General features: G+C 66.3%; 18 protein-coding genes. 9 read left to right on the forward strand and 9 right to left on the reverse strand.

Going from position 1 to position 21464, the window contains the following annotated elements; translation table 11 throughout:
* Positions 1-62: 62 nt before the first annotated feature.
* Positions 63-962, reverse strand: coding sequence for a dienelactone hydrolase family protein (locus tag AC1RRP_RS05630; protein ID WP_493034092.1), 900 nt, complete (start codon positions 960-962; stop codon positions 63-65).
* Between the two features lie 107 nt (positions 963-1069).
* Here AC1RRP_RS05630 and dbpA point away from each other — a divergent pair, with 107 nt between their 5' ends.
* Positions 1070-2461 (forward strand): ATP-dependent RNA helicase DbpA, encoded by a 1392-nt coding sequence (dbpA, locus tag AC1RRP_RS05635; RefSeq protein ID WP_493034094.1) that lies wholly within the window; start codon positions 1070-1072, stop codon positions 2459-2461.
* Positions 2462-2530: 69 nt separating this feature from the next.
* On the opposite strand, the gene AC1RRP_RS05640 is transcribed toward dbpA, so the two are convergent.
* From AC1RRP_RS05640 to AC1RRP_RS05655, 4 genes are all read right to left on the reverse strand, one after another.
* Positions 2531-2773: a hypothetical protein gene (locus tag AC1RRP_RS05640; protein ID WP_493034096.1), complete on the reverse strand. Its 243-nt coding sequence runs from the start codon at positions 2771-2773 to the stop codon at positions 2531-2533.
* 103 nt (positions 2774-2876) lie between these two features.
* The gene (locus AC1RRP_RS05645; RefSeq protein WP_493034097.1) at positions 2877-3125 is read right to left on the reverse strand and encodes a DUF3297 family protein; all 249 of its coding nucleotides are present in this window, start codon (positions 3123-3125) and stop codon (positions 2877-2879) included.
* 28 nt (positions 3126-3153) lie between these two features.
* Complete coding sequence (locus AC1RRP_RS05650; protein WP_493034099.1) at positions 3154-4170, reverse strand: LLM class flavin-dependent oxidoreductase; 1017 nt, start codon at positions 4168-4170, stop codon at positions 3154-3156.
* Positions 4171-4227: 57 nt separating this feature from the next.
* On the reverse strand, positions 4228-4905 hold the full coding sequence (locus tag AC1RRP_RS05655) for a lytic transglycosylase domain-containing protein (protein WP_493034100.1): 678 nt from the start codon (positions 4903-4905) through the stop codon (positions 4228-4230).
* Positions 4906-5123: 218 nt separating this feature from the next.
* Here AC1RRP_RS05655 and AC1RRP_RS05660 point away from each other — a divergent pair, with 218 nt between their 5' ends.
* Positions 5124-6104 (forward strand): Bug family tripartite tricarboxylate transporter substrate binding protein, encoded by a 981-nt coding sequence (locus tag AC1RRP_RS05660; protein WP_493034102.1) that lies wholly within the window; start codon positions 5124-5126, stop codon positions 6102-6104.
* A 60-nt stretch (positions 6105-6164) separates the two neighbouring features.
* Here AC1RRP_RS05660 and polA read toward each other — a convergent pair whose 3' ends face one another.
* A complete protein-coding gene (polA, locus tag AC1RRP_RS05665) occupies positions 6165-8945 on the reverse strand; it encodes a DNA polymerase I (RefSeq protein WP_493034104.1) in 2781 nt (926 codons plus the stop codon).
* 74 nt (positions 8946-9019) lie between these two features.
* Here polA and AC1RRP_RS05670 point away from each other — a divergent pair, with 74 nt between their 5' ends.
* The 7 genes from AC1RRP_RS05670 to AC1RRP_RS05700 all read left to right on the forward strand — a co-directional run bounded on the left by AC1RRP_RS05670 (position 9020) and on the right by AC1RRP_RS05700 (position 17116).
* The gene (locus AC1RRP_RS05670) at positions 9020-9361 is read left to right on the forward strand and encodes a hypothetical protein (RefSeq protein ID WP_493034106.1); all 342 of its coding nucleotides are present in this window, start codon (positions 9020-9022) and stop codon (positions 9359-9361) included.
* A gap of 3 nt (positions 9362-9364) precedes the next feature.
* Positions 9365-10354 carry a homoserine kinase gene (locus AC1RRP_RS05675; RefSeq protein WP_493034108.1) on the forward strand — a complete coding sequence of 330 codons (990 nt, stop codon included), beginning with the start codon at positions 9365-9367 and terminating at the stop codon, positions 10352-10354.
* Complete coding sequence (locus tag AC1RRP_RS05680; protein WP_493034109.1) at positions 10351-11136, forward strand: BPSS1780 family membrane protein; 786 nt, start codon at positions 10351-10353, stop codon at positions 11134-11136. The genes AC1RRP_RS05675 and AC1RRP_RS05680 overlap by 4 nt, the downstream gene beginning before the upstream one ends.
* 96 nt (positions 11137-11232) lie before the next feature.
* Positions 11233-12300, forward strand: coding sequence for an HlyD family secretion protein (locus AC1RRP_RS05685; protein ID WP_493034111.1), 1068 nt, complete (start codon positions 11233-11235; stop codon positions 12298-12300).
* 9 nt (positions 12301-12309) lie between these two features.
* Positions 12310-15069: a ribosome-associated ATPase/putative transporter RbbA gene (rbbA, locus tag AC1RRP_RS05690; RefSeq protein WP_493034113.1), complete on the forward strand. Its 2760-nt coding sequence runs from the start codon at positions 12310-12312 to the stop codon at positions 15067-15069.
* A gap of 91 nt (positions 15070-15160) precedes the next feature.
* The gene (locus tag AC1RRP_RS05695) at positions 15161-16291 is read left to right on the forward strand and encodes an ABC transporter permease (RefSeq protein ID WP_493034181.1); all 1131 of its coding nucleotides are present in this window, start codon (positions 15161-15163) and stop codon (positions 16289-16291) included.
* Positions 16292-16402: 111 nt separating this feature from the next.
* Entirely contained in the window at positions 16403-17116 is a 714-nt protein-coding gene (locus AC1RRP_RS05700; RefSeq protein WP_493034115.1) for a YebC/PmpR family DNA-binding transcriptional regulator, read from the forward strand.
* A gap of 337 nt (positions 17117-17453) precedes the next feature.
* Here the strand turns inward: AC1RRP_RS05700 and AC1RRP_RS05705 are convergent, their stop codons facing one another.
* From AC1RRP_RS05705 to AC1RRP_RS05715, 3 genes are all read right to left on the reverse strand, one after another.
* Positions 17454-18356, reverse strand: coding sequence for an MBL fold metallo-hydrolase (locus tag AC1RRP_RS05705; protein ID WP_493034116.1), 903 nt, complete (start codon positions 18354-18356; stop codon positions 17454-17456).
* Positions 18357-18585: 229 nt separating this feature from the next.
* Positions 18586-21078, reverse strand: coding sequence for a UvrD-helicase domain-containing protein (locus AC1RRP_RS05710; RefSeq protein ID WP_493034118.1), 2493 nt, complete (start codon positions 21076-21078; stop codon positions 18586-18588).
* Between the two features lie 22 nt (positions 21079-21100).
* Complete coding sequence (locus AC1RRP_RS05715; protein WP_493034120.1) at positions 21101-21325, reverse strand: hypothetical protein; 225 nt, start codon at positions 21323-21325, stop codon at positions 21101-21103.
* Positions 21326-21464 lie beyond the last annotated feature (139 nt).

Below are 21464 nucleotides of genomic sequence, written 5' to 3' on the forward strand. Positions count from 1 at the left end.
GTCCCTGTCTGCAGGCAGGAAAAAGGCCGCCCGCAGGCGGCCCCCTTCCCAGGCAGAGGCGCTCAGGCGACGCCGTTGGCCTTGAACCACGCCAGGCAGCGCTTCCAGCCGTCCTCGGCCGCTTCCTTGCGGTAGCTGGGGCGGTAGTCGGCATGGAAGGCATGCGGCGCGTCCTTGTAGACCACGAACTGCGAGGCCCTGGACTGCGCGTTGCCGGCGGCCAGTGCGGCCTTCATCTTCTCCACGCTGTCCAGCGGGATGCCGGTGTCGGCCTCGCCGTACAGGCCCAGCACCGGGCCGTTCAGCTGGCCGGCGATGTCGATCGGGTTCTTCGGTGTCAGTTCATTCTGCGCACCGACGATGCGGCCGTACCAGGCCACGCCGGCCTTGATGGACTTGTTGTGCGCGGTGTAGAGCCAGGTCTGGCGGCCGCCCCAGCAGAAACCTGTGACACCCACACGGGCCAGGTCGCCGCCGTTGGCGCCGGCCCAGGCCACGGTCGCGTCCAGGTCGGCCATGACCTGCGCGTCGGGCACCTTGGAGATCACCTCGGCGATCAGCTTGGCCATCTCGCCATAACTCTGCGCATCGCCCTGGCGCACGAACAGCTCGGGCGCGATGGCCAGGTATCCGGCGCGCGCAAAGCGGTTGGCCACGTCGGCGATGTGCTCGTGCACGCCGAAGATCTCGGACAGCACCAGCACCACGGGCAGGTTCTTGCCACCGGCGGGCATGGCGCGGTAGGCCGGCATCCTGAAGCCCTTGACGTCGATGCTGACCTCACCCGCGGTCAGGCCGTCGGTGGGCGTCTTGATGACGGTCTGCGCCATGATGGGCAAGGCCGAGGCGGCAAAGCCCACGCCCAGCGCGGTCCTGAGCGCGGTACGGCGCGTGGCGCCCAGCTCGGTGCTCTGACCCGGCAGCAGGGCCTTGAATTCGGTTTCCAGATCGCGGTTCATCATCGGGAGCTCCTCGTATCGGTTTTCGGAAGGTCGTAGTCTAGGGGGGCTCCTGTTTCATTGCACGGGACCCACGCAATCCCCCACGCTGCGAGGCCCGATAATCGGGCATGTCCTCACCCACCGCCTTCAGCACCCTGCCCCTGAGCCCCGCCATGCTGGAAAACCTCCAGCAGCTGGGTTACAGCGCGATGACCCCGATCCAGGCCGCCAGCCTGCCCATCGCGCTGCTGGGCAAGGACCTGATCGCCCAGGCCCAGACCGGCAGCGGCAAGACCGCCGCCTTCGCGCTGGTGCTGCTGAGCAACCTCAACCCGCGCCGTTTTGCCGTGCAGTCCCTGGTGCTGTGCCCCACCCGCGAGCTGGCCGACCAGGTGACGGTGGAGCTGCGCCGCCTGGCGCGCGCGCAGGACAACATCAAGATCGTCACCCTGTGCGGCGGCGTGCCGCTGCGCATGCAAAGCGCCAGCCTGGAGCACGGCGCCCACATCGTGGTGGGCACGCCGGGGCGCATCATGGACCACCTGCAGCGCGGCACCCTGGACCTGGCCGCGCTCAACACCCTGGTGCTGGACGAAGCCGACCGCATGCTGGACATGGGCTTCTTCGACGACATCGCCACCGTGGCCAGGCAATGCCCGAAGGAACGGCAGACCCTGCTGTTCTCGGCCACCTACCCCGAAGGCATAGCCAAGATCGCCAAGCAGTTCCTGCGTGAACCGCAGCAGGTCAAGGTGGAAACGAAACAGAGCGCACCGAAGATCGAGCAGCGTTTCTACGAGGTGACCCGCGCCAATCGCCTGCAGGCGGTGGCCCAGCTGCTGCTGCACTTCCGCCCCGTCAGCACCCTGGCCTTCTGCAACACCAAACAACGCTGCAAGGAACTGGTGACGCTGCTGCAGGCCCAGGGCATCAGTGCGCTGGCGCTGTACGGCGAGCTGGAGCAGCGCGAGCGCGACCAGGTGCTGGCGCAGTTTGCCAACCGCAGCTGCTCCGTGCTGGTGGCCACCGACGTGGCCTCGCGCGGGCTGGACATCACGCAACTGGAAGCCGTGATCAATGTGGACATCTCGCCCGACCCCGAGGTGCATGTGCACCGCATCGGCCGCACCGGCCGCGCCGGCGAGTCCGGCCTGGCGCTGAGCCTGGCCAGCATGGACGAGATGGGGGCGGTGGGCAAGATCGAGCAGTACCAGACGCAGGAATCCGTCTGGCACAAGCTGGACGAACTGAAACCCGCGAGCCAGGAACCTTTGCTGCCGCCCATGACGACGCTGCAGATCCTGGGCGGACGCAAGGAAAAGATCCGCCCCGGCGACGTGCTGGGCGCGCTGACGGGTGAGGCCGGCTACACCCGCGAACAGATCGGCAAGATCAACGTCACCGAGTTCTGCACCTTCGTGGCCGTGGAGCGCAGCATTGCCAGCGAAGCCGTGGCCCGGCTCAATGCCGGCAAGGTCAAGGGCAAGAGCGTGAAGGCCCGACTGGTCGGCGTGGACTGAAGCGGCGCTCTTGGCAGCACCATGAAAAAAGCCCGCCGAGGCGGGCTATCCGGTAAAAGACGGCGGCCTTTACTTGGCGGCTTCGTCCTTCATCTCGGCCTTCTTCTTGGACTTCTTGGCCTTGCTGGATTTGCTGGCCTTGGACTTTTTCTTCTTGTCGGCCCGGGCTTCGGGCTTGGTGTCGGGCTTGGCGGGGGCCACGGCCGGAGCGGGAGCGACAGCCGGGGCCGGGGCCACGGCCGGAGCGGCAGCTTGAGCAAAAGCACCTGCGGCAAACAGGCCGGCGATCAGGGCAGCGAGCAACTTGTTCATCTTCAAATTTCCTAATGTTCGACAACGTACACGACACATTCACGCGATGAGATGTGCCCTGCAACGATAACAGGTGCGGTCATCGAAACTGGTCAGCTTGCGGTCAGCGATAGAAGGCCTCGACCTTGCCCTTGAGCTTGATCATCAGCGGGTTGCCCTTGCGGTCCAGCGTCTTGCCGGCGGGCACCTTGATCCAGCCTTCGCTGACACAGTATTCCTCCACGTCCTTGCGTTCCTTGCCGTTGAAGGTGATGCCCACGTCGTGCTCGAAGACGGCCGCCACGTAGTGCGGGCTGCGCGGATCGATGGAGAGGTGGTCGGGGAGTGCGGGGCGTTGCGTGGTGTCGTTCATGGGACGCTATTGTCGTACAGACCGCGGCTCAGGCAGCCTGGGGCTCGGCGGCGCGGGCCGCCGCCGCGATGTCCAGCGAGCGCAGGCGCAGGTCGGCATCAAAGACGTCGGAGACCAGGATGAACTCATCGGCCTGCGTGGCCTGGGCCAGTTGTTCGAAGCCGGCGCGCACGGTCTGCGGCCCGCCGATCACGGCCATGGCCAGGAAGTCGGCAATCGCCGCGCGTTCCTGCGGGTGCAGCTGCGCCATGAAGTTCTCCACCGGCGGCGCCAGGCGGCCGCGCTTGCCGGTGAGGATGCCCAGCACGCGCTGGTAGGTGCTGCTGGCCAGGAACTCGGCTTCCTCGTCGGTCGGCGCGGCGATCATCGGCACGCCGATGGCCACGTAGGGCTGCGCCAGTGTGGCCGAGGGCTGGAAACGGCGGCGGTACAGCTCGATGGCCTGCAACAACAGGCGCGGCGCGAAATGCGAGGCAAAAGCATACGGCAGGCCGCGCTCGGCCGCGAGCTGGGCAGAGAACAGGCTGGAGCCCAGCAGCCAGATCGGCACGTGGGTACCCGCGCCGGGCATGGCGATCAGGCGCTGACCGGGCTGGGCCGGGCCCAGCAAGCGCTGCAGTTCGGCCACGTCGCGCGGGAAGTCTTCCTCGGTCTCCACGCGGTCGCGGCGCAGCGCGCGCATGGTCATGGGGTCGGTGCCTGGCGCGCGGCCCAGGCCCAGGTCGATGCGGCCCGGGTAGAGCTCGGCCAGGGTGCCGAAGGCCTCGGCCACCACCAGCGGCGCATGGTTGGGCAGCATGATGCCGCCCGATCCCACGCGGATGCGCTGCGTGCCGCCGGCGATGTGTCCCACCAGCACCGCCGTGGCGGAACTGGCAATGCCGGCCATGTTGTGGTGCTCGGCCAGCCAGTAGCGCGTGAAGCCCAGGGCTTCGGCGCGCTGCGCCGTGCGCAGGGCAATGCCCAGCGCGTCGGCCACCGTGCCGCCTTCGCGCACGGCCACCAGGTCCAGCATGGACAGGGCGATGTCGTTCAGTGCTTTCATGCCGCTATTGTCAGCGAGGGCCGATGCCCGTGCCGGGCAGGGTGATTCCCCAGCGCCTCAACCCTGGGGGCTGGCCTTGTAGCGCTGGTGCAGGATGCGCACGCGCTGCACATAGACCTGGGTCTCGGTGTAAGGCGGTATGCCCGCGTATTTCTGCACGGCCTGCGGGCCGGCGTTGTAGGCGGCCGTGGCCAGGCTCACGTCGTTGCGGAAACGCACCAGCATCTCGGCCAGGTAGCGTGCGCCGCCATGGATGTTCTCACGCGGATGGCGCGGGTCGGACACGCCCAGCTGCCGTGCCGTGGCCGGCATCAGCTGCATCAGGCCCACCGCCCCCTTGGGCGAGCGCGCGTGCAGGTTGAATCCCGACTCCGCATGGATCACGGCCCGCACCAGGGCCGGGTCGACGTTGTACAGGCGCGCGGCCTGTTCGATCTCGCTGGCGTAGGCATCGTGGTACAGCCGTGTCACCTTCCAGTCGACCGTGGACTTGGGGTTGCAGGCGTAGCAGCCGTAGTGCATGACGACGTAGCGGTCGTGCGCCGGCGGCCGGTCGGAGAAAGAGGTGGTGCCGCCGCCCGACAGGTAGCGGTAGACCTTGGGGCTGGGCTTGGGCAGGTCCTGGGGCGGGGTACCCGGCGTGGCCTCGCCAGCCGCCCACACCGCCGATGCCGTCAGACACAGGCAGGCCAGCACCGCGCGGACAAAACGCGCAGACCGGATGCCAGATGTCAAACGAGCCGCCATGGGTGTCAGGGATGGGAACGGATAACGGTATTGTCCCGCCAAACGGTGATGCTCGACAACCGTACAGCTGGCGAAACCCGCCCCTTATCGGCGCTTAGGGCTGCGCTGGACACAGCTCGAGGCGGCCGGCAGCAAGGGTTTACACAGAGGGGCGGTACAGGGCAAGCGTTCTAGGATGCAGTCTCTTTGACTGCTATGTCCTGTCCATGAAATACCTCGCGCCGGCCTCGTTTCTCCTCAAGCTTCTGCTCCTGCTGCCCATCGCCGGCTACGCCTGGGCAGACACCGCCTACCCGAGCAAGCCGGTGCGCATCATCGTGCCGGTGGCCGCGGGCGGCGGCGCCGACATGGTGGCGCGTCTGGTGGCCGACAAGATGGGGCAGCGCCTGGGCCAGACCTTCGTCATCGAGAACAAGGCCGGGGGCTCGGGCACCATCGCCGCCATGGAAGTGGCGCGCGCCGCGCCCGATGGCTACACCCTCATGCAGTGTTTTGTGGCCACGCACAGCACCAACCCGGCGGTGCTGAAGATCCGCTACGACCCGATCGCCGACTTCGCCCCCGTGGGCATGATGGGCCTGACCTCCAACGTGCTGGTCGTCGGCAGCAAGAACCCCGCGAAGAATTTTCAGGACTTCCTGGCCATGGCCCGCGCCAACCCTGGCAAGCTCAACTTCTCCTCGGCCGGCAGCGGCTCGGCCACGCACCTGATCATGGAGTACCTGGAGAACCAGGCCAAGGTAGACCTGGTCCACATTCCCTACAAGGGCGCGGCGCCGGCCATGCAGGATCTGCTGGGCGGCCAGGTCGATGCCATGTTCCCCAGCCTGACCGCCGCCCTGCCGCAGATCCGCGGGGGCAAGCTGCGCGCCCTGGCCGTGGCCTCACCCAAACGCGACCCGATGATCCCCGAGGTGCCCACCATCGCCGAACTCGGTTTCCCCGGCTTCAGCGCCATCCAGTGGTGGGGCCTGTGCGCGCCGGCCAGGACGCCGGAAGCCATCGTGGCCAAGCTGAACCAGGCGCTCAACGAAGCCCTGGCGCACCCGGACATCAGGCAGCGTCTGAGCGACGTGGCCGCCGAACCGACGCCGATGTCACCCCAGCAGTTCCGCGACTTCCTCGTGACCGAGGTCGACAAATGGAAACGCCTGGTCAAGGAGACCAAGCTCCAGATCGAGGAGTGAAAGCTGCGCCACCCGGCAACGCAGGCGCGCCAGGCGTGATGCCCGGTCCCCAGGTTCAGCTCAGTGCGCCTTGTCCCAGTTCGGCCCCACGCCCACCTCGGCCAGCAGGGGCACCTTGAGCTGGGCCACGCCGGCCATGATCCTGGGGATCTCGTGGCGCAGCCAGCTCACTTCGTTCTCGGGCACTTCGAACACCAGTTCGTCGTGCACCTGCATGATCATCCTGGTCTTGCGCTGCTCGGCATCCAGCACCTCCTGCACCTTGTTCATGCTGAGCTTGATCAGGTCGGCCGCTGTGCCCTGCATGGGCGCGTTGATGGCGGCGCGTTCGGCGCCGCTGCGGCGCGGGCCGTTGGGTGAGTTGATCTCGGGCAGGTAGAGGCGCCGGCCAAAGACGGTCTCCACATAACCGCGGGCCTTGGCCTGCTGGCGGGTCTCGTCCATATAACGTTTCACGCCGGGGTAACGGTCGAAATAACGCTCGATGTAGTTCTTGGCCGCGGTGTTGTCTATCCCTAAGCTCTTGGCCAGGCCGTAGGCGCTCATGCCGTAGATCAGGCCGAAGTTGATGACCTTGGCGTAACGTCGCTGCTCGCTGCTGACCTGGCTGGTGGGGACGCCGAAGACCTCGGACGCAGTGGCGCGGTGCACGTCCATGCCATCATGGAAAGCCAGCAGCAAAGCTGCATCGCCGCTGATGTGGGCCATGATGCGCAGCTCGATCTGCGAGTAGTCGGCGCTGGCGATGACACAACCCGCCGGGGCCACAAAGGCCTCGCGCACGCGCCGGCCTTCGGGCGTGCGGATGGGGATGTTCTGCAGGTTGGGGTCGTTGCTGGACAGGCGCCCGGTCACCGCCACGGCCTGCGCGTAATGCGTGTGCACCCGTCCGGTGCCCGGGTGCGCCAGCTGGGCCAGCTTGTCGGTGTAGGTGCCCTTGAGCTTGGACAGGCCGCGGTGCTCCAGGATCTTGGCCGGCAGGGGAAAGTCCTCGGCCAGTTTCTCCAGCACTTCCTCGTCGGTGCTGGGTGCGCCGGTGGCGGTCTTCTTCACCACGGGCAGGCCCAGCTTGGTGAAGAAGATCTCGCCGATCTGCTTCGGGCTGCCAAGGTTGAAGGGCTGGCCGGCCAGTTCGTAGGCTTCCTGTTCGAGCTGCAGGATGCGCTGGCCCAGCTGGTGGCTCTGCGCGGCCAGGGTGGGCGCATCGATCAGCACACCGTTGCGCTCGATGCGGTACAGCGTTTCGGAACTGGCCATCTCCAGTTCGTAGATGAACATCAGCTTCTCGTCGGCCTGCAACAGCGGCCACAGCACGCGGTGCACGTCCAGGGTCTGGTCCGAGTCCTCGCAGGAGTATTCGGCCGCCTTGTCGATCGCGACCTGGCTGAAGGGAATCTGCTTGGCGCCCTTGCCGCAGAGGTCTTCGTAGTTGATGCCGCTGCGCCCCAGGTGGCGTTCGGCCAGGCTGGCCAGGCCGTGCGGCTTGTGCACTTCCAGCACATAACTCTGCAGCATGGTGTCGTGTGCGTAGCCCTGCACCTCGATGCCGTGGTTGGCCAGGACATGGCGGTCGTACTTGATGTGCTGGCCCAGCTTCTTGTGCGCGGGGTTTTCCAGCCAGGGCTTGAGCCTGGCCAGCACCTCGTCGCGCGGCAACTGCGCGGGCGCGTCAGGGTAGTCGTGCGTGAGCGGAATGTAGGCCGCCTCGCCCGGAACCACACTGAAGGAAATGCCCACGACCTCGGCCACCATCTCGTCCAGCGAGGTGGTCTCGGTATCCAAGGCCACCAGCTCGGCAGCCTGCACTTTTTGCAACCAGCGGTCGAACGTGTCCCAGTCGAGGACGGTGTCGTACTTCAACTGGCTCACACGGGGCGCCACTGGCGCAGCCGGTTCGTCGAACAAGCCGGGGTTGCTGGCGTCAACCTTGGTCTTGGCCGCCGGCGCGGCTTGCGCCTCGCCGCCGATGGCGCGTGCCAGCCCCTTGAAGCCGTATTTCTCGTAGAAGTCCTTGAGCGCCGCCGTGTCGGGCTCACCGACCCGCACGGCATCCAGCGCCGGTAGACCAGGCACCCAGCCGTTGAGGTCGCAGTCGGTCTTGATGGTCAGCAGCTGGCGGCCGGTGGGCAACCAGTCCAGTGCCTTTTTGAGGTTTTCGCCGGTCGCGCCCTTGATGGCGTCGACGTTGGCCACGATGTTGTCCAGCGAGCCGTATTCCTGCAACCACTTGGCAGCGGTCTTGGGGCCGACCTTGGCCACGCCGGGCACGTTGTCAATCACGTCGCCCACCAGGGTCTGGAAATCGACCATGAGCCTGGGTGGCACGCCGAACTCGGCCTCCACCCCGGCCATGTCGCGGCGCTTGCCGTTCATGGTGTCGACGATGGTGATGTGCGGCGTGACCAGCTGGGCCAGGTCCTTGTCGCCGCTGCTGATGATCACATCCACCTCATGGCTGGCGCCGGCCACGGCCAGGGTGCCGATCACGTCGTCGGCTTCCACGCCGGGCACGTCCAGCACCTTCCAGCCCATCAGGCGCACCACCTCGTGGATGGGCTCGATCTGCGCGCGCAGGTCATCGGGCATGGGCGAGCGCTGGGCCTTGTAGTCGGGATAGATCGCGTCGCGGAAAGTCGGGCCCTTGGCGTCGAACACGCAGGCGGCGTAGTCAGCGGGTACTTCCTTGCGCAGGCTCTGCAGCATGTTGATCATGCCGCGGATGGCGCCCGTGGGCGGGCTGGTCGGGTCCCCCGGCACGGCGCGCAGGTCCGGCATGGCGTGGAAGGCGCGGTACAGGTAGCTGGAACCGTCGACCAGCAGCAGGGTTTTCTTGTCGCTCATGAGCAGGGTCCGTAAGGCAGACGCTGATTGTGCCTGTGCCCGGGCCCTGCAGCGGCGCCCTCTACAATTGCAGGATGCCCGCTCCCCTCCCCCGTCTCCTGCGCCCCCTGCTGGCCCTCGCCGGCCTGGCCGCCGCTGCCGCCCTGGCCCAGAAGCCGGCGGCACTGCCCCGTGACATCGCGCCGCCCCCGGCCAGCGCGACCGAGCAGAAAATCGAACGCATCCGCCACGAAGACGCTGGCTCGCGCATCGACGAACTGCGCGTGGGTGGCGAGACCAAGAGCATCACCGTCCAGCCCAAGGGCAACGCCCCGGCCTACGAGGTCGCCCCCGAAGGCAACAACCGCAATCCGGCGACGACCGACCGCAACAGCGGCAGCGAAGGCAAGTCCGGCTGGAAAATCTTCAAGTATTGATTCATGGCCGTCTTTACCGAAGTCTCTTTCGACGAGGCCAGCGCCCTGCTGCAAGACCTCAAGCTGGGCCAGCTGCAGGAACTGCGCGGCATCCAGGGCGGCATCGAGAACACCAACTACTTCGCCACCACCGACCAGGGCGCCTATGTGCTGACCCTGTTCGAGCGCCTGAGCTTCGAGCAGCTGCCCTTCTACCTGCACCTCATGAAACACCTGGCGCTGCAGGGCATCCCGGTGCCCGACCCGGCCGCCAACCGCGACGGTGACATTCTGCACCGGCTCAAGGACAAGCCGGCCGCCGTGGTGAACCGCCTGCGCGGCAAAAGCGAACTCAGCCCGACACCGGCGCATTGCGCCGCCGTGGGCGCCATGCTGGCGCGCATGCACCTGGCCGGGCGCGACTACGCGCGGCGCCAGCCCAATCTGCGCGGCCTGCCCTGGTGGAACGAGACGGTGCCCCTGGTGCTGCCGCACATCGACGCCGGGCAGGCCACCCTGCTGCGCGGCGAGCTGGCCTACCAGAACCACGTGGCCGCCTCGTCCGCCTACACCGCCCTGCCGCGCGGCCCCATCCACGCCGACCTGTTCCGCGACAACGTCATGTTCGACGGCCCGGCCGATGCGCCCGAACTCAGCGGCTTCTTCGACTTCTATTTCGCCGGCATCGACACCTGGCTGTTCGACCTGGCCGTCTGCCTGAACGACTGGTGCATCCACCTGGCCACCGGCGAGACCGACCTGGAGCGCAGCGCCGCCTTCGTGCAGGCCTATGCCGCCGCACGCCCGCTCACCGCCGCCGAGCGCCAGCTGCTGCCGGCCATGCTGCGCGCCGGCGCCCTGCGCTTCTGGATTTCGCGGCTGTGGGACTTCCACCTGCCGCGCGAAGCCAGCATGCTGCAGCCGCACGACCCCACCCACTTCGAACGCGTGCTCAGGCAGCGCGTGCTGCACCCGCTGCACGCCGCCGAGCTGCTGGAACAGACCCCCGCATGAAACTCAATATCGTCCCCGCCCGCACCGGCCTGACCTGGGTCCGCGCCGGCCTGCGCACCTTCTGGCGCCAGCCGCTGGCGCTGGCGGGGCTGTTCTTCATGTTCATCTCGCTGATCTCGGTGGCCAGCCTGATCCCCTATGTGGGCAGCGTGCTGGCCCTGGTGCTGCTGCCCGCCGCCACCCTGGGCCTGATGGCCGCCACGCGCGAGGCCGCCCAGGGCAGGTTCCCCATGCCCTCCATCCTGATCAGCGCCTTTCGCGCCGGCCGCCTGCAGGCACGTGCCATGACCGGGCTGGGCGTCGCCTATGCCGTGGGTTTCCTGGTCGTGCTGGGCGCCTCGGCACTGGTCGACGGCGGTGCGTTTGCCCGCATGTACCTGGTGGGCGGCGAACTCACCCCTGAGCTGCTGCAGTCGGCGGCCTTCCAGAACGCCATGTGGGTGGCCATGGGCCTGTACCTGCCCTTCTCCATGCTGTTCTGGCACGCGCCCGCCCTGGTGCACTGGCACGGCGTCTCGCCGGGCAAGAGCCTGTTCTTCAGCTTCGTGGCCTGCACACGCAACTTCGGCGCGCTCTCGCTCTACGTGCTGGCCTGGATGGGCCTGTTCATGGGCGTGGGCATGGTCGTCGTGGTCCTCAGCATCATCCTGGGCCAGCCGGGTCTGGCCAACACGCTGATGCTCCCCACCGCCATGTTGCTGGCGGCCATGTTCTTCAGCTCGATCTGGTTCACCTTCAGCGACAGCTTTGTGGACGACGAAAGCGCCCCGCCTCCGGCTTGACGAAGGTCAAATAGCCGCTGTGCGCCCTGTCCTATGATGGACCGCACAAGCTGGACAGACATGGATGGCCATGTCTGGCGGCCCGGGAGTCGCGCCATGAACAGAAAACTCGTGAAATATGCAGGCCTCGCCGCCCTGCTGCTGGCCGTCGGAGCGGGCGCCTGGTGGACCACGCAGCGGCCTGACGACATCCCCGAAGGTTTTGTCCAGGGCAATGGCCGCATCGAGGCCACCGAAATCTCCATCGCCACCAAAACCGGCGGTCGCGTGGCCGACATCCGGGTCGGCGAAGGCGACTTCGTGCAGGCAGGCCAGGTGCTGGTGCGCATGGAGCTCGACAGCCTGCGTGCCCAGCGTGTAGAGGCTGTGGCCCGGCTGCAGCAGGCGCAGGAAGCCGTGGCCCAGGCGCGTGCCGCCGTGGCCCAGCGTGAAAGCGACCGCGCTTCGGCCCTGGCTGTGGTGACCCAGCGCGAAAGCGAACTCGAGGCCGCGCAGCGCCGCCTGCCGCGCTCGGAAAAACTGGCCCAGGATGGCTTCTATTCCGGCCAGGTGCTCGACGATGACCGCGCCCGCGTACGCACGCTCGATGCCGCCCTGGTGGCCGCGCGCTCGCAGGCCGAGGCCGCCAGGACCGCCATTGCCGCGGCACGCACCCAGGTCGGCGGTGCGCAGGCCAATGTGCGCGCCCTTGAAGCCACGCTGCAACGCCTGGACGTGGAGCTGGCCGAGGGCGAGCTCAAGGCCCCGCGCGATGGTCGCGTGCAGTTCCGTGTGGCCCAGCCGGGTGAAGTCATCGGCGCCGGCGCGCGCGTGCTCAACCTGCTCGACATAACCGACGTCTACATGACCTTCTTCCTGCCCGAGACCGTAGCCGGGCGCGTGGCCATCGGCAGCGAAGTGCGCCTCGTGCTCGACGTCGCCCCCGACCATGTGGTGCCCGCCAGGATCAGCTTCGTGGCCAGCAGCGCGCAGTTCACCCCCAAGACGGTGGAAACCGAGAGCGAGCGCCAGAAGCTCATGTTCCGCGTGCGGGCCCAGATCCCTCGTGAGCTGCTGCTCAAGTACCAGACCCAGGTCAAGACCGGCCTGCCCGGCGTGGCCTGGGTGCGGCTCGATCCGCAGGCCCCCTGGCCTGATCGGCTCAACCGCCAGCTGGTGCAGTAAGCAGGCACCATGCACACCGACGCCGCGCCTGGACCCGTGGTGCGCCTGCGGGACGTGGCCCTGCGCTACCGCAAGGCCACGGCACTCGACGGTGTCACGCTGGACCTGCCGGCCGGCCGCATGGTGGGCCTGATCGGCCCCGACGGCGTGGGCAAGTCCAGTCTGCTGGCCCTGGTCGCCGGCGCGCGCCGCCTGCAGAGCGGCACGGTGCAGACCCTGGGCGGCGACATGGCCCAGGCCCGGCACCGCCGCCACGTCTGCCCGCGCATCGCCTACATGCCCCAGGGCCTGGGCAAGAACCTCTACCCCACGCTCTCGGTCGAGGAGAACCTGCAGTTCTTCGCCCGACTCTTCGGCCACGGCACCGCCGAACGGCGCCGCCGCATCGACGAACTCACGCGCAGCACCGGTTTGCATCCCTTCCTGGAGCGGCCCGTGGGCAAGCTCTCGGGCGGCATGAAACAGAAGCTGGGCCTGTGCTGCGCGCTCATCCACGACCCCGACCTGCTGATCCTCGACGAGCCCACCACGGGCGTGGACCCGCTGGCGCGCGCCCAGTTCTGGACCCTGATCGCGCAGATCCGCGAGCGGCGCCCGGGCATGAGCGTGATCGTCGCCACGGCCTATATGGAAGAGGCCCAGGGCTTCGACTGGCTGGTCGCCATGAACGCCGGCCAGGTGCTGGCCACGGGCACACCGGCCGAGCTGCTGCAAGGCACCGGGCAGAACAATCTGGAAGCCGCCTTCATCGCCCTGCTGCCCGAGGAAAAACGGCGCGAGCACCGGCCGGTGCACGTGCCGCCCTTGAACGCGCAGGGTGAGGAGCACATCGCCATCGAAGCGCGCGGCCTGACCATGCGCTTCGGCGACTTCACCGCCGTGGACCAGGTGAGCTTTCGCATCCGGCGCGGCGAGATCTTCGGTTTCCTCGGCTCCAATGGCTGCGGCAAGTCCACCACCATGAAGATGCTCACCGGTCTGCTGCCGGCCAGCGAAGGCCAGGCCTGGCTCTTCGGCCAGGCCGTGGACCCGAAGGACATGGCCACGCGGCGGCGCGTGGGTTATATGTCGCAGGCCTTCTCGCTCTATGGAGAACTCACGGTGCGGCAGAACCTGGTGCTGCACGCGCGGCTCTTCCACGTGCCCGAGGCACAGATTGCGACACGCGTGGACGAGATGGCGCAGCGCTTCGACCTGCGCCAGGAACTGGACCTGCTGCCCGAGCAGCTGCCCCTGGGCATGCGTCAGCGCCTCTCGCTGGCCGTGGCCATGGTGCACCAGCCCGAGTTGCTGATCCTGGACGAACCCACCTCCGGTGTGGACCCGATCGCGCGCGACAACTTCTGGCAGCTGATGATCGAGCTGGCCCGCCGCGACGGCGTGACCATCTTCATCTCCACCCACTTCATGAACGAGGCCGAGCGCTGCGACCGCATCTCGCTCATGCACGCCGGCCGGGTGCTGGCCAGCGACACCCCGGCGCGCCTGGTTGAGCAGAAAGGCGCGACCACCCTCAACGAAGCCTTTGTGCGCTACCTTGTCGAAGCCGCCGGACCCGAGAGCGCAGCAGCGCCCCCGCTCCCCGTGGTGCCAGACAGGGCGGCGCCCGGCCACAGCCGCCGGCCCGGCTGGCGCGAAGGGCTGCGGCGCAGCCTGGGGCGCATCCACAGCTACCAGTGGCGCGAGATGCTGGAGCTGCGGCGCGACCCGGTGCGCGGCGCCATGGCCCTGCTGGGCTCGCTGCTGCTGATGTTCGTCATGGGCTACGGCCTGAGCACCGACGTGCAGGACCTGCGCTTCGCCGTGCTGGACCGCGACCAGACCCAGCTCAGCCGCGCCTACACCGACAACATCGCAGGCTCGCGCTACTTCGTCGAACAGGCCCCGCTGCGCGACGACGCCGACATGGACCGGCGCCTGCGCAACGGCGACATCACACTCGCGCTGGAAATCCCTCCGGGCTTCGCGCGCGACGTGGAACGCGGCCAGGCCGTGCAGATCGGCGCCTGGATCGACGGCGCCATGCCGCAACGCGCCGAGACCGTGCTAGGTTATGTCCAGGGCATGCACCAGCACTGGGCCCTGCAGCAGGCCCAGGCCGCCAGAGGCCAGGCCACCACCGGCTTGATGAACGTGGAGGCGCGCTTCCGCTACAACCCCGACGTCAAAAGCCTGCCCGCCATGGTGCCCGCCGTCATCCCCATGCTGCTGCTCATGCTGCAAGCCATGCTGACCGCCCTGGCCGTGGTGCGCGAGAAGGAGCTGGGCTCCATCCTCAACCTCTACGTCACCCCGGTCACACGCAGCGAGTTCCTGCTCGGCAAACAGCTGAGTTATGTGGCCCTGGCCCTGTTCAACTTTGCCCTCATGGTGCTGGCCTCGGTCACGGTCTTCGACGTGCCGGTGACGGGCAGCCTCTGGGCCCTGGCCTGGGCCGGCCTGCTCTTCAGCCTGTGCGCCACCGGCCTGGGCCTGCTGGCCTCCTCGGTCACGCGCAGCCAGATTGCTGCCATCTTCTTCACCATGGTGGGCACCATGCTGCCCACCATCCAGTTCGGTGGCCTGATGAACCCGGTCTCCTCGCTAGAAGGCGGCGCCCGCTGGATGGCCGAGGCCTACCCGGCCAGCCACATGTTCACCATCAGCCGGGGGCTCTTCAACAAGGCCCTGGACCTGGGCGACCTGCAGGCCGATTTCTGGCCCCTGCTGATCGCCGCGCCTGTGATCTTCGTCCTGGCCACGCTGCTGCTCAGAAAGCAGGAAGATTGATGATGCGACTGCATACCACCCCCGTTCAGGCTGAGCCTGCCGAAGCCCTTCGACAGGCTCAGGGCGAACGGATGAATCGGCACCCCGCATGATCATGCTGCGCCACCTGCACAACATCTTGCGCCTGGGCGTCAAGGAGCTCTGGAGCCTGTGGCGCGATCCGGCCATGCTCTTCCTCATCGTCTACACCTTCACCATCGGCGTCTACACGGCCAGCAGCGCCAACCAGGACAGCCTGCACGGCGCGCCCATCGCCATCGTGGACGAAGACGACAGCGCGCTCTCGCAGCGCATCCGCTCGGGCTTCTTCCCGCCGCAGTTCACCGCCCCGGTCGCCATCAGCCTGTCCGAGGTGGACCCCGGCCTGGACGCGGGGCGTTACACCTTCGTGCTCGTCATCCCGCCCGGCTTCCAGCGTGATGTGCTGGCCGGGCGTGCCCCGGCCGTGCAGCTCAACATCGACGCCACGCGCATGGGCCAGGCCTTCATCGGCAGCGCGGCCATCCAGCAGATCGTGCAGGGCGAGGCCAGTGAATTCGTGCAGCGCCAGCGCGGCAGCACGGCCCAGGCGGTCGAGCTCATGCCGCGCATGCGTTTCAACCCCACGCTGGACAACGCCACCTTCGGGGCGCTGATGCAGGTGGTCAACAACATCACCATGCTCTCCATCATCCTGACCGGTGCGGCCCTGATCCGCGAGCGCGAGCATGGCACCATCGAGCACCTGCTGGTCATGCCCGTGACGCCCACCGAGATCATGCTGGGCAAGGTCTGGGCCATGGCCCTGGTGGTGCTGCTCGCCGCCCTGCTCTCGATGCGCCTGATCATCCTGGGTCTGCTGGACCTCTCGGTCCAGGGCTCGCTGCCGCTGTTCTTCCTCGGCGTCACCCTGCACCTCTTTGCCACCACCTCCATGGGCATCTTCCTGGCCACCGTCACGCGCAGCATGCCGCAGTTCGCCCTGCTGATGATGCTGGTGATGCTGCCGCTGCAGATGCTCTCGGGTGGCATGACACCGCGGGAGAGCCAGCCCGCCTGGGTGCAATGGCTCATGTCGCTCTCGCCCACCACCCACTTTACCGAACTGAGCCAGGCCATCCTTTACCGCGGGGCAGGCCTGGACGTGGTCTGGCCCTGGTTCGTTGCCCTGCTGCTGATCGGCGCCGTGCTGTTCAGCCTGTCCCTGGCGCGCTTTCGCAAGACCATCGCGCAGATGGCCTGAATCGGGCAAGGTTCACTCGTGCCAGAATGACGCCCCGGCCTGCCTTGAAACCCCAGGCCCACCGATCACCAACCGGCGCGTACCAGCGTCACCGCATAAGGAAATTTCGACATGGGCGCGCAGTGGAAAGCAAAAGGCAAGGCACAGGCCGCCGATGCCAGAGGCAAGCTGTTTGGCAAACTGGCCAAGGAAATCATGGTCGCGGCGCGCGGCGGCGCCGACCCGGCACTGAACTCGCGCCTGCGACTGGTCGTCGAGCAGGCCCGCAAGGTCTCCATGCCCAAGGACACGCTGGAGCGCGCCATCAAGAAAGGCGCCGGCATCGGCGGTGATGCCGTGAACTTCGAGCACGTGATGTACGAAGGTTTTGCCCCGCACCGTGTGCCCGTGATGGTGGAATGCCTGACCGACAACGTGAACCGCACCGCCCCCGAGATGCGTGTGCTCTTCCGCAAGGGCCAGCTGGGCACCTCGGGCTCGGTGGCCTGGGACTTTGACCACGTGGGTTTGATCGAGGCCGAAGCCGCCAAGCCCGATGCCGACGTGGAACTGGCCGCCATCGAAGCCGGTGCGCAGGACTTCGAAGCCGCCGGTGAAGACGGCGTCACGACCTTCATCACCGACGCCGCCGACCTGGACCTGGTGAGCCGCGCGCTGCCGGCGCAGGGCTTTACCGTGTTGTCCGCCAAGCTGGGCTACAAACCCAAGAACCCGGTGGATCCGACCAGCCTGAGCGCAGAGCAGCTGGAAGAAGTGGAAGCCTTCCTGGCAGCCATCGACGCCAACGACGACGTTCAGAACATGTTTGTGGGCTTGGGCAGCTGATCCGCTCTGGTCTGGCGCGGCACTGCATGCCCGCTGCGGCATCAGCCATGATGCAGTACCAAGACCAGCGAGCGCGACGCCTTGCCGCGCGCGGGCCCGCAGCGTCCTATCGATCGACGACTTCTTTAGGCTGGTTGCGGTCCATCAATATTGGAGATCCGGTGACCGTTGACGCTGATACCGGACTCTGCCCAATTCTGTAGCTGGATGTCCGCAGTGCGGCCCAAAGCAGACACTTTAGCAATCGATCGCCACCACGTCATCCAACCGCAGATTTTTGCTCCGGATTATGGCAATACCCCCTAAGACCAATCCAAGACAAAGACCGAGAAGGCGTTTATTGGGTTGGAGGCGTCTTGTCATATGTGCTCCCATATCGGTAGATACGGGTTTCACCTTCTGTCGGTACGACAAACCTGTCCTCCGGAACTCCTTCTTGGGCTAGAGCTGTCTTCAAGTCAGCGGGAGGCTGATCAATCGATTCAGAAGACAACTGAAATGTTCCGAAATGCATTGCGATCGACTGCTTCGCACCCAGATCGTTATGTGCTTTCACCGCTTCAGCTGGATTCATGTGTATCGCTTGCATGAACCAACCCGGTTCGTAGGCGCCAATTCCCAACAAGGCAATGTCCGGCGCGCCCAAGCGCTCCTTGATCTCCGCAAAATGAATCGAGTAACCAGCGTCACCGCCAAAGTAGACGCGCTTCCCCCTCGCCTGAACAAGATAGCTACCCCAAAGGCTCTTCTGAAGGTCAAACAGCCCTCTTCGCGAAAAATGCTGGGTGGGGGTGAAGGTGATTTTCAGCCCCTGCCCGATTTCGATGTCTTCCCACCAGTCAAGCTCGCGGACATCTGTAAACCCGGCAGACTTCACAAGGTCCTTATCCCCAATCGGAACAAGCACCGTGGGAGAAAATTTCTCAGAGAGTCGTTTCAGCGTGTCCAAGTCCAGGTGGTCATAGTGATTGTGACTAATCAGGATCAGGTCGATCCTTGGAAGGTCGTCGAATGCAACTCCCGGATTTCGCACTCGGTCCGAACCGAGCCAGCCGAAAGAGCCAATGCGATCCGACCACACCGGATCGGTCAGGATGTTCAGACCTGCCATCTGGATCAGGAAGGTTGCATGATTCACGAATGTCACCGCGACTTCATTTGGCCCAAGTTTTTCATGGAGACGGGGAATGGCGGTGTTCTCAACCGGTCCCGGCCAGGCGCTGCGTTTTTCAGACATCATCCTGAAGGCATCTGAGATAGAGGGAGAGAACCTTTTTGGATACGTCGGGTTGAAGAAACGGCTGCCGTCGAAATGGTCAGAGACTGGACGGACCGGAGATGGCGAGCAACCCAAGAGTGCTAGCAAACTGAATACGACAATTACGACTTTCCTCAATTCATTCCCCCGGCCTTGACGTGCAAGATTTCTAAAAACAAGCGGCTAAACCTCAAGCCATCTGAGCCATGAATCACACCACCGGCGTGAGCTTCGCCACCGACAACGCCAGCCACTTGGTGCCATGACGCGGGAAGTTGATCTGCGCGCGCGCATCGTCGCCCGAGCCTTCGAGCGTGAGCACCTTGCCCTCACCGAACTTGTTGTGGAAGACCTGCATGCCCACCTTGAGGCCGGTGGCCGCCTCCTGGGCCTGCTGGACCACCTTGGTGCTCGACGCACTGGTGGCACCCGTGTCGCGGCCATAACCGCCTGAGTAGCCGCTGGTCGAGCCGCCCTGCCAGCCCTGGCCCCAGCTCTCGCGCTGGCGGTTGTAGCCTGAGGCCGGCGGCGCAAAGCCGCTGCCGAAACCCTGGTTCTTGGGCGTGATCCACTTCAGCGTTTCCTCGGGCAGCTCGTCGAAGAAGCGGCTGCGGATGTGGTACCGGGTCTGGCCGTGCAGCATGCGTGTTTGCGAGTGGCTCAGGTAGAGGCGCTGGCGCGCGCGCGTGATGGCCACGTACATCAGGCGGCGCTCTTCCTCCAGGCCGTCGAAGTCGCTCATGGAGTTCTCGTGCGGGAACAGGCCCTCTTCCATGCCGGTGATGAACACGGCGTCGAACTCCAGGCCCTTGCTGGCATGCACGGTCATGAGCTGTATGGCTTCCTGCCCTTCCTGAGCCTGGTTGTCGCCGGCTTCGAGAGCGGCGTGGGTGAGAAAAGCTGCCAAGGGCGACATCACTTCGCCGCTTTCGAAGTCCGGCGAGCCGGCCGTCTCGTTGCTCCCCCATCCCATCCCTTCCCCCGGGGGGAAGGGCGAACCCGCCTGGGCGGCGGGCGCGGGCGCACTGGCGCCCGGCGGTTCTTTGGCCTTCATGGCCTCGGCCTCGCGGCCGAAACCCTCGATGCTCACAAAACTCTCGGCCGCATTGACCAGTTCTTCCAGGTTCTCGATGCGGTCGGCGCCTTCGCGCTCGGCCTGGTAGTGCTCGACCAGGCCGCTGTGCTGCAGCACCAGTTCGATGATCTCGCGCAGGGTCAGGCCCTGGGTCTGCTCGCGCAGCACGTCGATCCTGGCGACAAAGGCGCCCAGGTTGGCGCCAGCCTTGCCCGGCAGGGCGCTCACCGCGTCGTGCAGGGAGGTGCCCGCGCTGCGCGCGGCGTCCTGCAACTGCTCGATGGAGCGCGCGCCGATGCCGCGCGGCGGGAAGTTCACCACGCGCATGAAGCTGGTGTCGTCGTTCGGGTTCTCCAGCAGACGCAGGTAAGCCAGCGCGTGCTTGATTTCGGCGCGCTCGAAGAAACGCAGGCCGCCATACACACGGTAAGGCAGGCCGGCATTGAACAGCGCCGTCTCGATCACCCGGCTCTGCGCATTGCTGCGGTAGAGCACGGCAATCTCCTTGCGGTTCATGCCTTCGCGGATGAGCTGCTTCATCTCGTCAATCATCCATTGCGCCTCGGCGAAGTCGCTCGTGGCCTCGTACACCCGCACCGGTTCGCCTGCGCCCTGGTCGGTGCGCAGGTTCTTGCCCAGGCGGTGCTTGTTGTGGCTGATCAGCGCGTTGGCCGTGTCCAGGATGTTGCTGTGGCTGCGGTAGTTCTGCTCCAGCTTGATCTGGTGCTTGACGTTGAACTCGCGCACGAAGTCGGCCATATTGCCCACACGCGCGCCGCGGAAGGCGTAAATGCTCTGGTCGTCGTCGCCCACGGCCAGCACCGCGGCGGCGCCACCGTCGTCACGCAGCGTGCCGGCCGGGCTGAAACCCGCGAGCAGCTTGATCCACGCGTACTGCAGCTTGTTGGTGTCCTGGAACTCGTCGATCAGGATGTGGCGGAAGCGCCGCTGGTAGTGCTCGCGCACGGCGTCGTGGTCGCGCAGCAGCTCGAAGCTGCGCAGCAGCAGCTCGCCGAAGTCCACCACGCCTTCGCGCTGGCACTGTTCTTCGTAGAGCTGGTAGATCTCGACCTTCTTGCGTGTGTCGGGGTCGCTGGCCTCCACCGTATTGGGGCGCAGGCCGTCTTCCTTGCAGCCACCGATGAACCAGGCCAGCTGCTTCGGCGGAAAACGCTCCTCGTCCACCTGGTACTGCTTGCACAGGCGCTTGATCGCGCTCAGCTGGTCCTGCGTGTCCAGGATCTGGAAAGTGGCCGGCAGGCCCACCGTGCGGTGATGCGCGCGCAGCAGGCGGTTGCACAGGCCGTGGAAGGTGCCGATCCACATGCCGCGCACATTGACCGGCAGCATGGAGGACAGGCGCGTCATCATCTCGCGCGCCGCCTTGTTGGTGAAGGTCACGGCCAGCAGGCCACCGGGCGAGACCTGGCCGGTCTGCAGCAGCCAGGCGATGCGCGTGGTGAGCACCCGCGTCTTGCCCGAACCGGCCCCGGCCAGGATCAGCGCGTGCTCGGGCGGCAAGGCCACGGCAGCGCGCTGCTCGGGGTTCAGGCTGGCCAGCAGCGGCGACTCAGTAGGCGCGGGGAACAGGGAAGAAGTGGAACCGGAAGGCGGCAAAACAGAGGACATGCCTCCATTGTAGGAACCCCGCTCAAACCAAGGGCGCGCGCGAAGAGCTCTTGAAATCCGCCGAGATCTTGTCGTGCAGGTCGCCCAGCGTCTGCAGCAACTCGACCTGCCGCGCCATGAGGTTCAGGAAAGCCTGGTTCGACGGTTCAGCACAGCGGAAGCGGGCCAACTCCATGAGGCGCTCGGCAAGCCGCTCCAGCTCGATGTGGATGGCACGGCTGGCAATCAGGTGCTCGTCGGTTTTCATTTTTTGAGCTTGTCTCTTCTTTGTCTCCACACAAGGCAAAGGGGCCTGAGCCCCTCGTCCTGTCCCAAATTTGGAGTGTAGTGGCGCAAGCAGCGCCAAGCGCCTGCAAGAGACTCAGGGACTTCCCCTAGAACCGGCG

The sequence above is a fragment of the Hylemonella sp. GW821-FHT12C09 genome, from assembly GCF_058807395.1.

Coding starts and splice junctions, on each gene's coding strand:
- AC1RRP_RS05630 (WP_493034092.1), bottom strand. CDS start 962: ATGATGAACCGCGATCTGGAAACCGAATTCAAGGCCCTGCTGCCGGGT.
- dbpA (WP_493034094.1), top strand. CDS start 1,070: ATGTCCTCACCCACCGCCTTCAGCACCCTGCCCCTGAGCCCCGCCATG.
- AC1RRP_RS05640 (WP_493034096.1), bottom strand. CDS start 2,773: ATGAACAAGTTGCTCGCTGCCCTGATCGCCGGCCTGTTTGCCGCAGGT.
- AC1RRP_RS05645 (WP_493034097.1), bottom strand. CDS start 3,125: ATGAACGACACCACGCAACGCCCCGCACTCCCCGACCACCTCTCCATC.
- AC1RRP_RS05650 (WP_493034099.1), bottom strand. CDS start 4,170: ATGAAAGCACTGAACGACATCGCCCTGTCCATGCTGGACCTGGTGGCC.
- AC1RRP_RS05660 (WP_493034102.1), top strand. CDS start 5,124: ATGAAATACCTCGCGCCGGCCTCGTTTCTCCTCAAGCTTCTGCTCCTG.
- polA (WP_493034104.1), bottom strand. CDS start 8,945: ATGAGCGACAAGAAAACCCTGCTGCTGGTCGACGGTTCCAGCTACCTG.
- AC1RRP_RS05670 (WP_493034106.1), top strand. CDS start 9,020: ATGCCCGCTCCCCTCCCCCGTCTCCTGCGCCCCCTGCTGGCCCTCGCC.
- AC1RRP_RS05675 (WP_493034108.1), top strand. CDS start 9,365: ATGGCCGTCTTTACCGAAGTCTCTTTCGACGAGGCCAGCGCCCTGCTG.
- AC1RRP_RS05680 (WP_493034109.1), top strand. CDS start 10,351: ATGAAACTCAATATCGTCCCCGCCCGCACCGGCCTGACCTGGGTCCGC.
- AC1RRP_RS05685 (WP_493034111.1), top strand. CDS start 11,233: ATGAACAGAAAACTCGTGAAATATGCAGGCCTCGCCGCCCTGCTGCTG.
- rbbA (WP_493034113.1), top strand. CDS start 12,310: ATGCACACCGACGCCGCGCCTGGACCCGTGGTGCGCCTGCGGGACGTG.
- AC1RRP_RS05700 (WP_493034115.1), top strand. CDS start 16,403: ATGGGCGCGCAGTGGAAAGCAAAAGGCAAGGCACAGGCCGCCGATGCC.
- AC1RRP_RS05705 (WP_493034116.1), bottom strand. CDS start 18,356: ATGATGTCTGAAAAACGCAGCGCCTGGCCGGGACCGGTTGAGAACACC.
- AC1RRP_RS05710 (WP_493034118.1), bottom strand. CDS start 21,078: ATGTCCTCTGTTTTGCCGCCTTCCGGTTCCACTTCTTCCCTGTTCCCC.
- AC1RRP_RS05715 (WP_493034120.1), bottom strand. CDS start 21,325: ATGAAAACCGACGAGCACCTGATTGCCAGCCGTGCCATCCACATCGAG.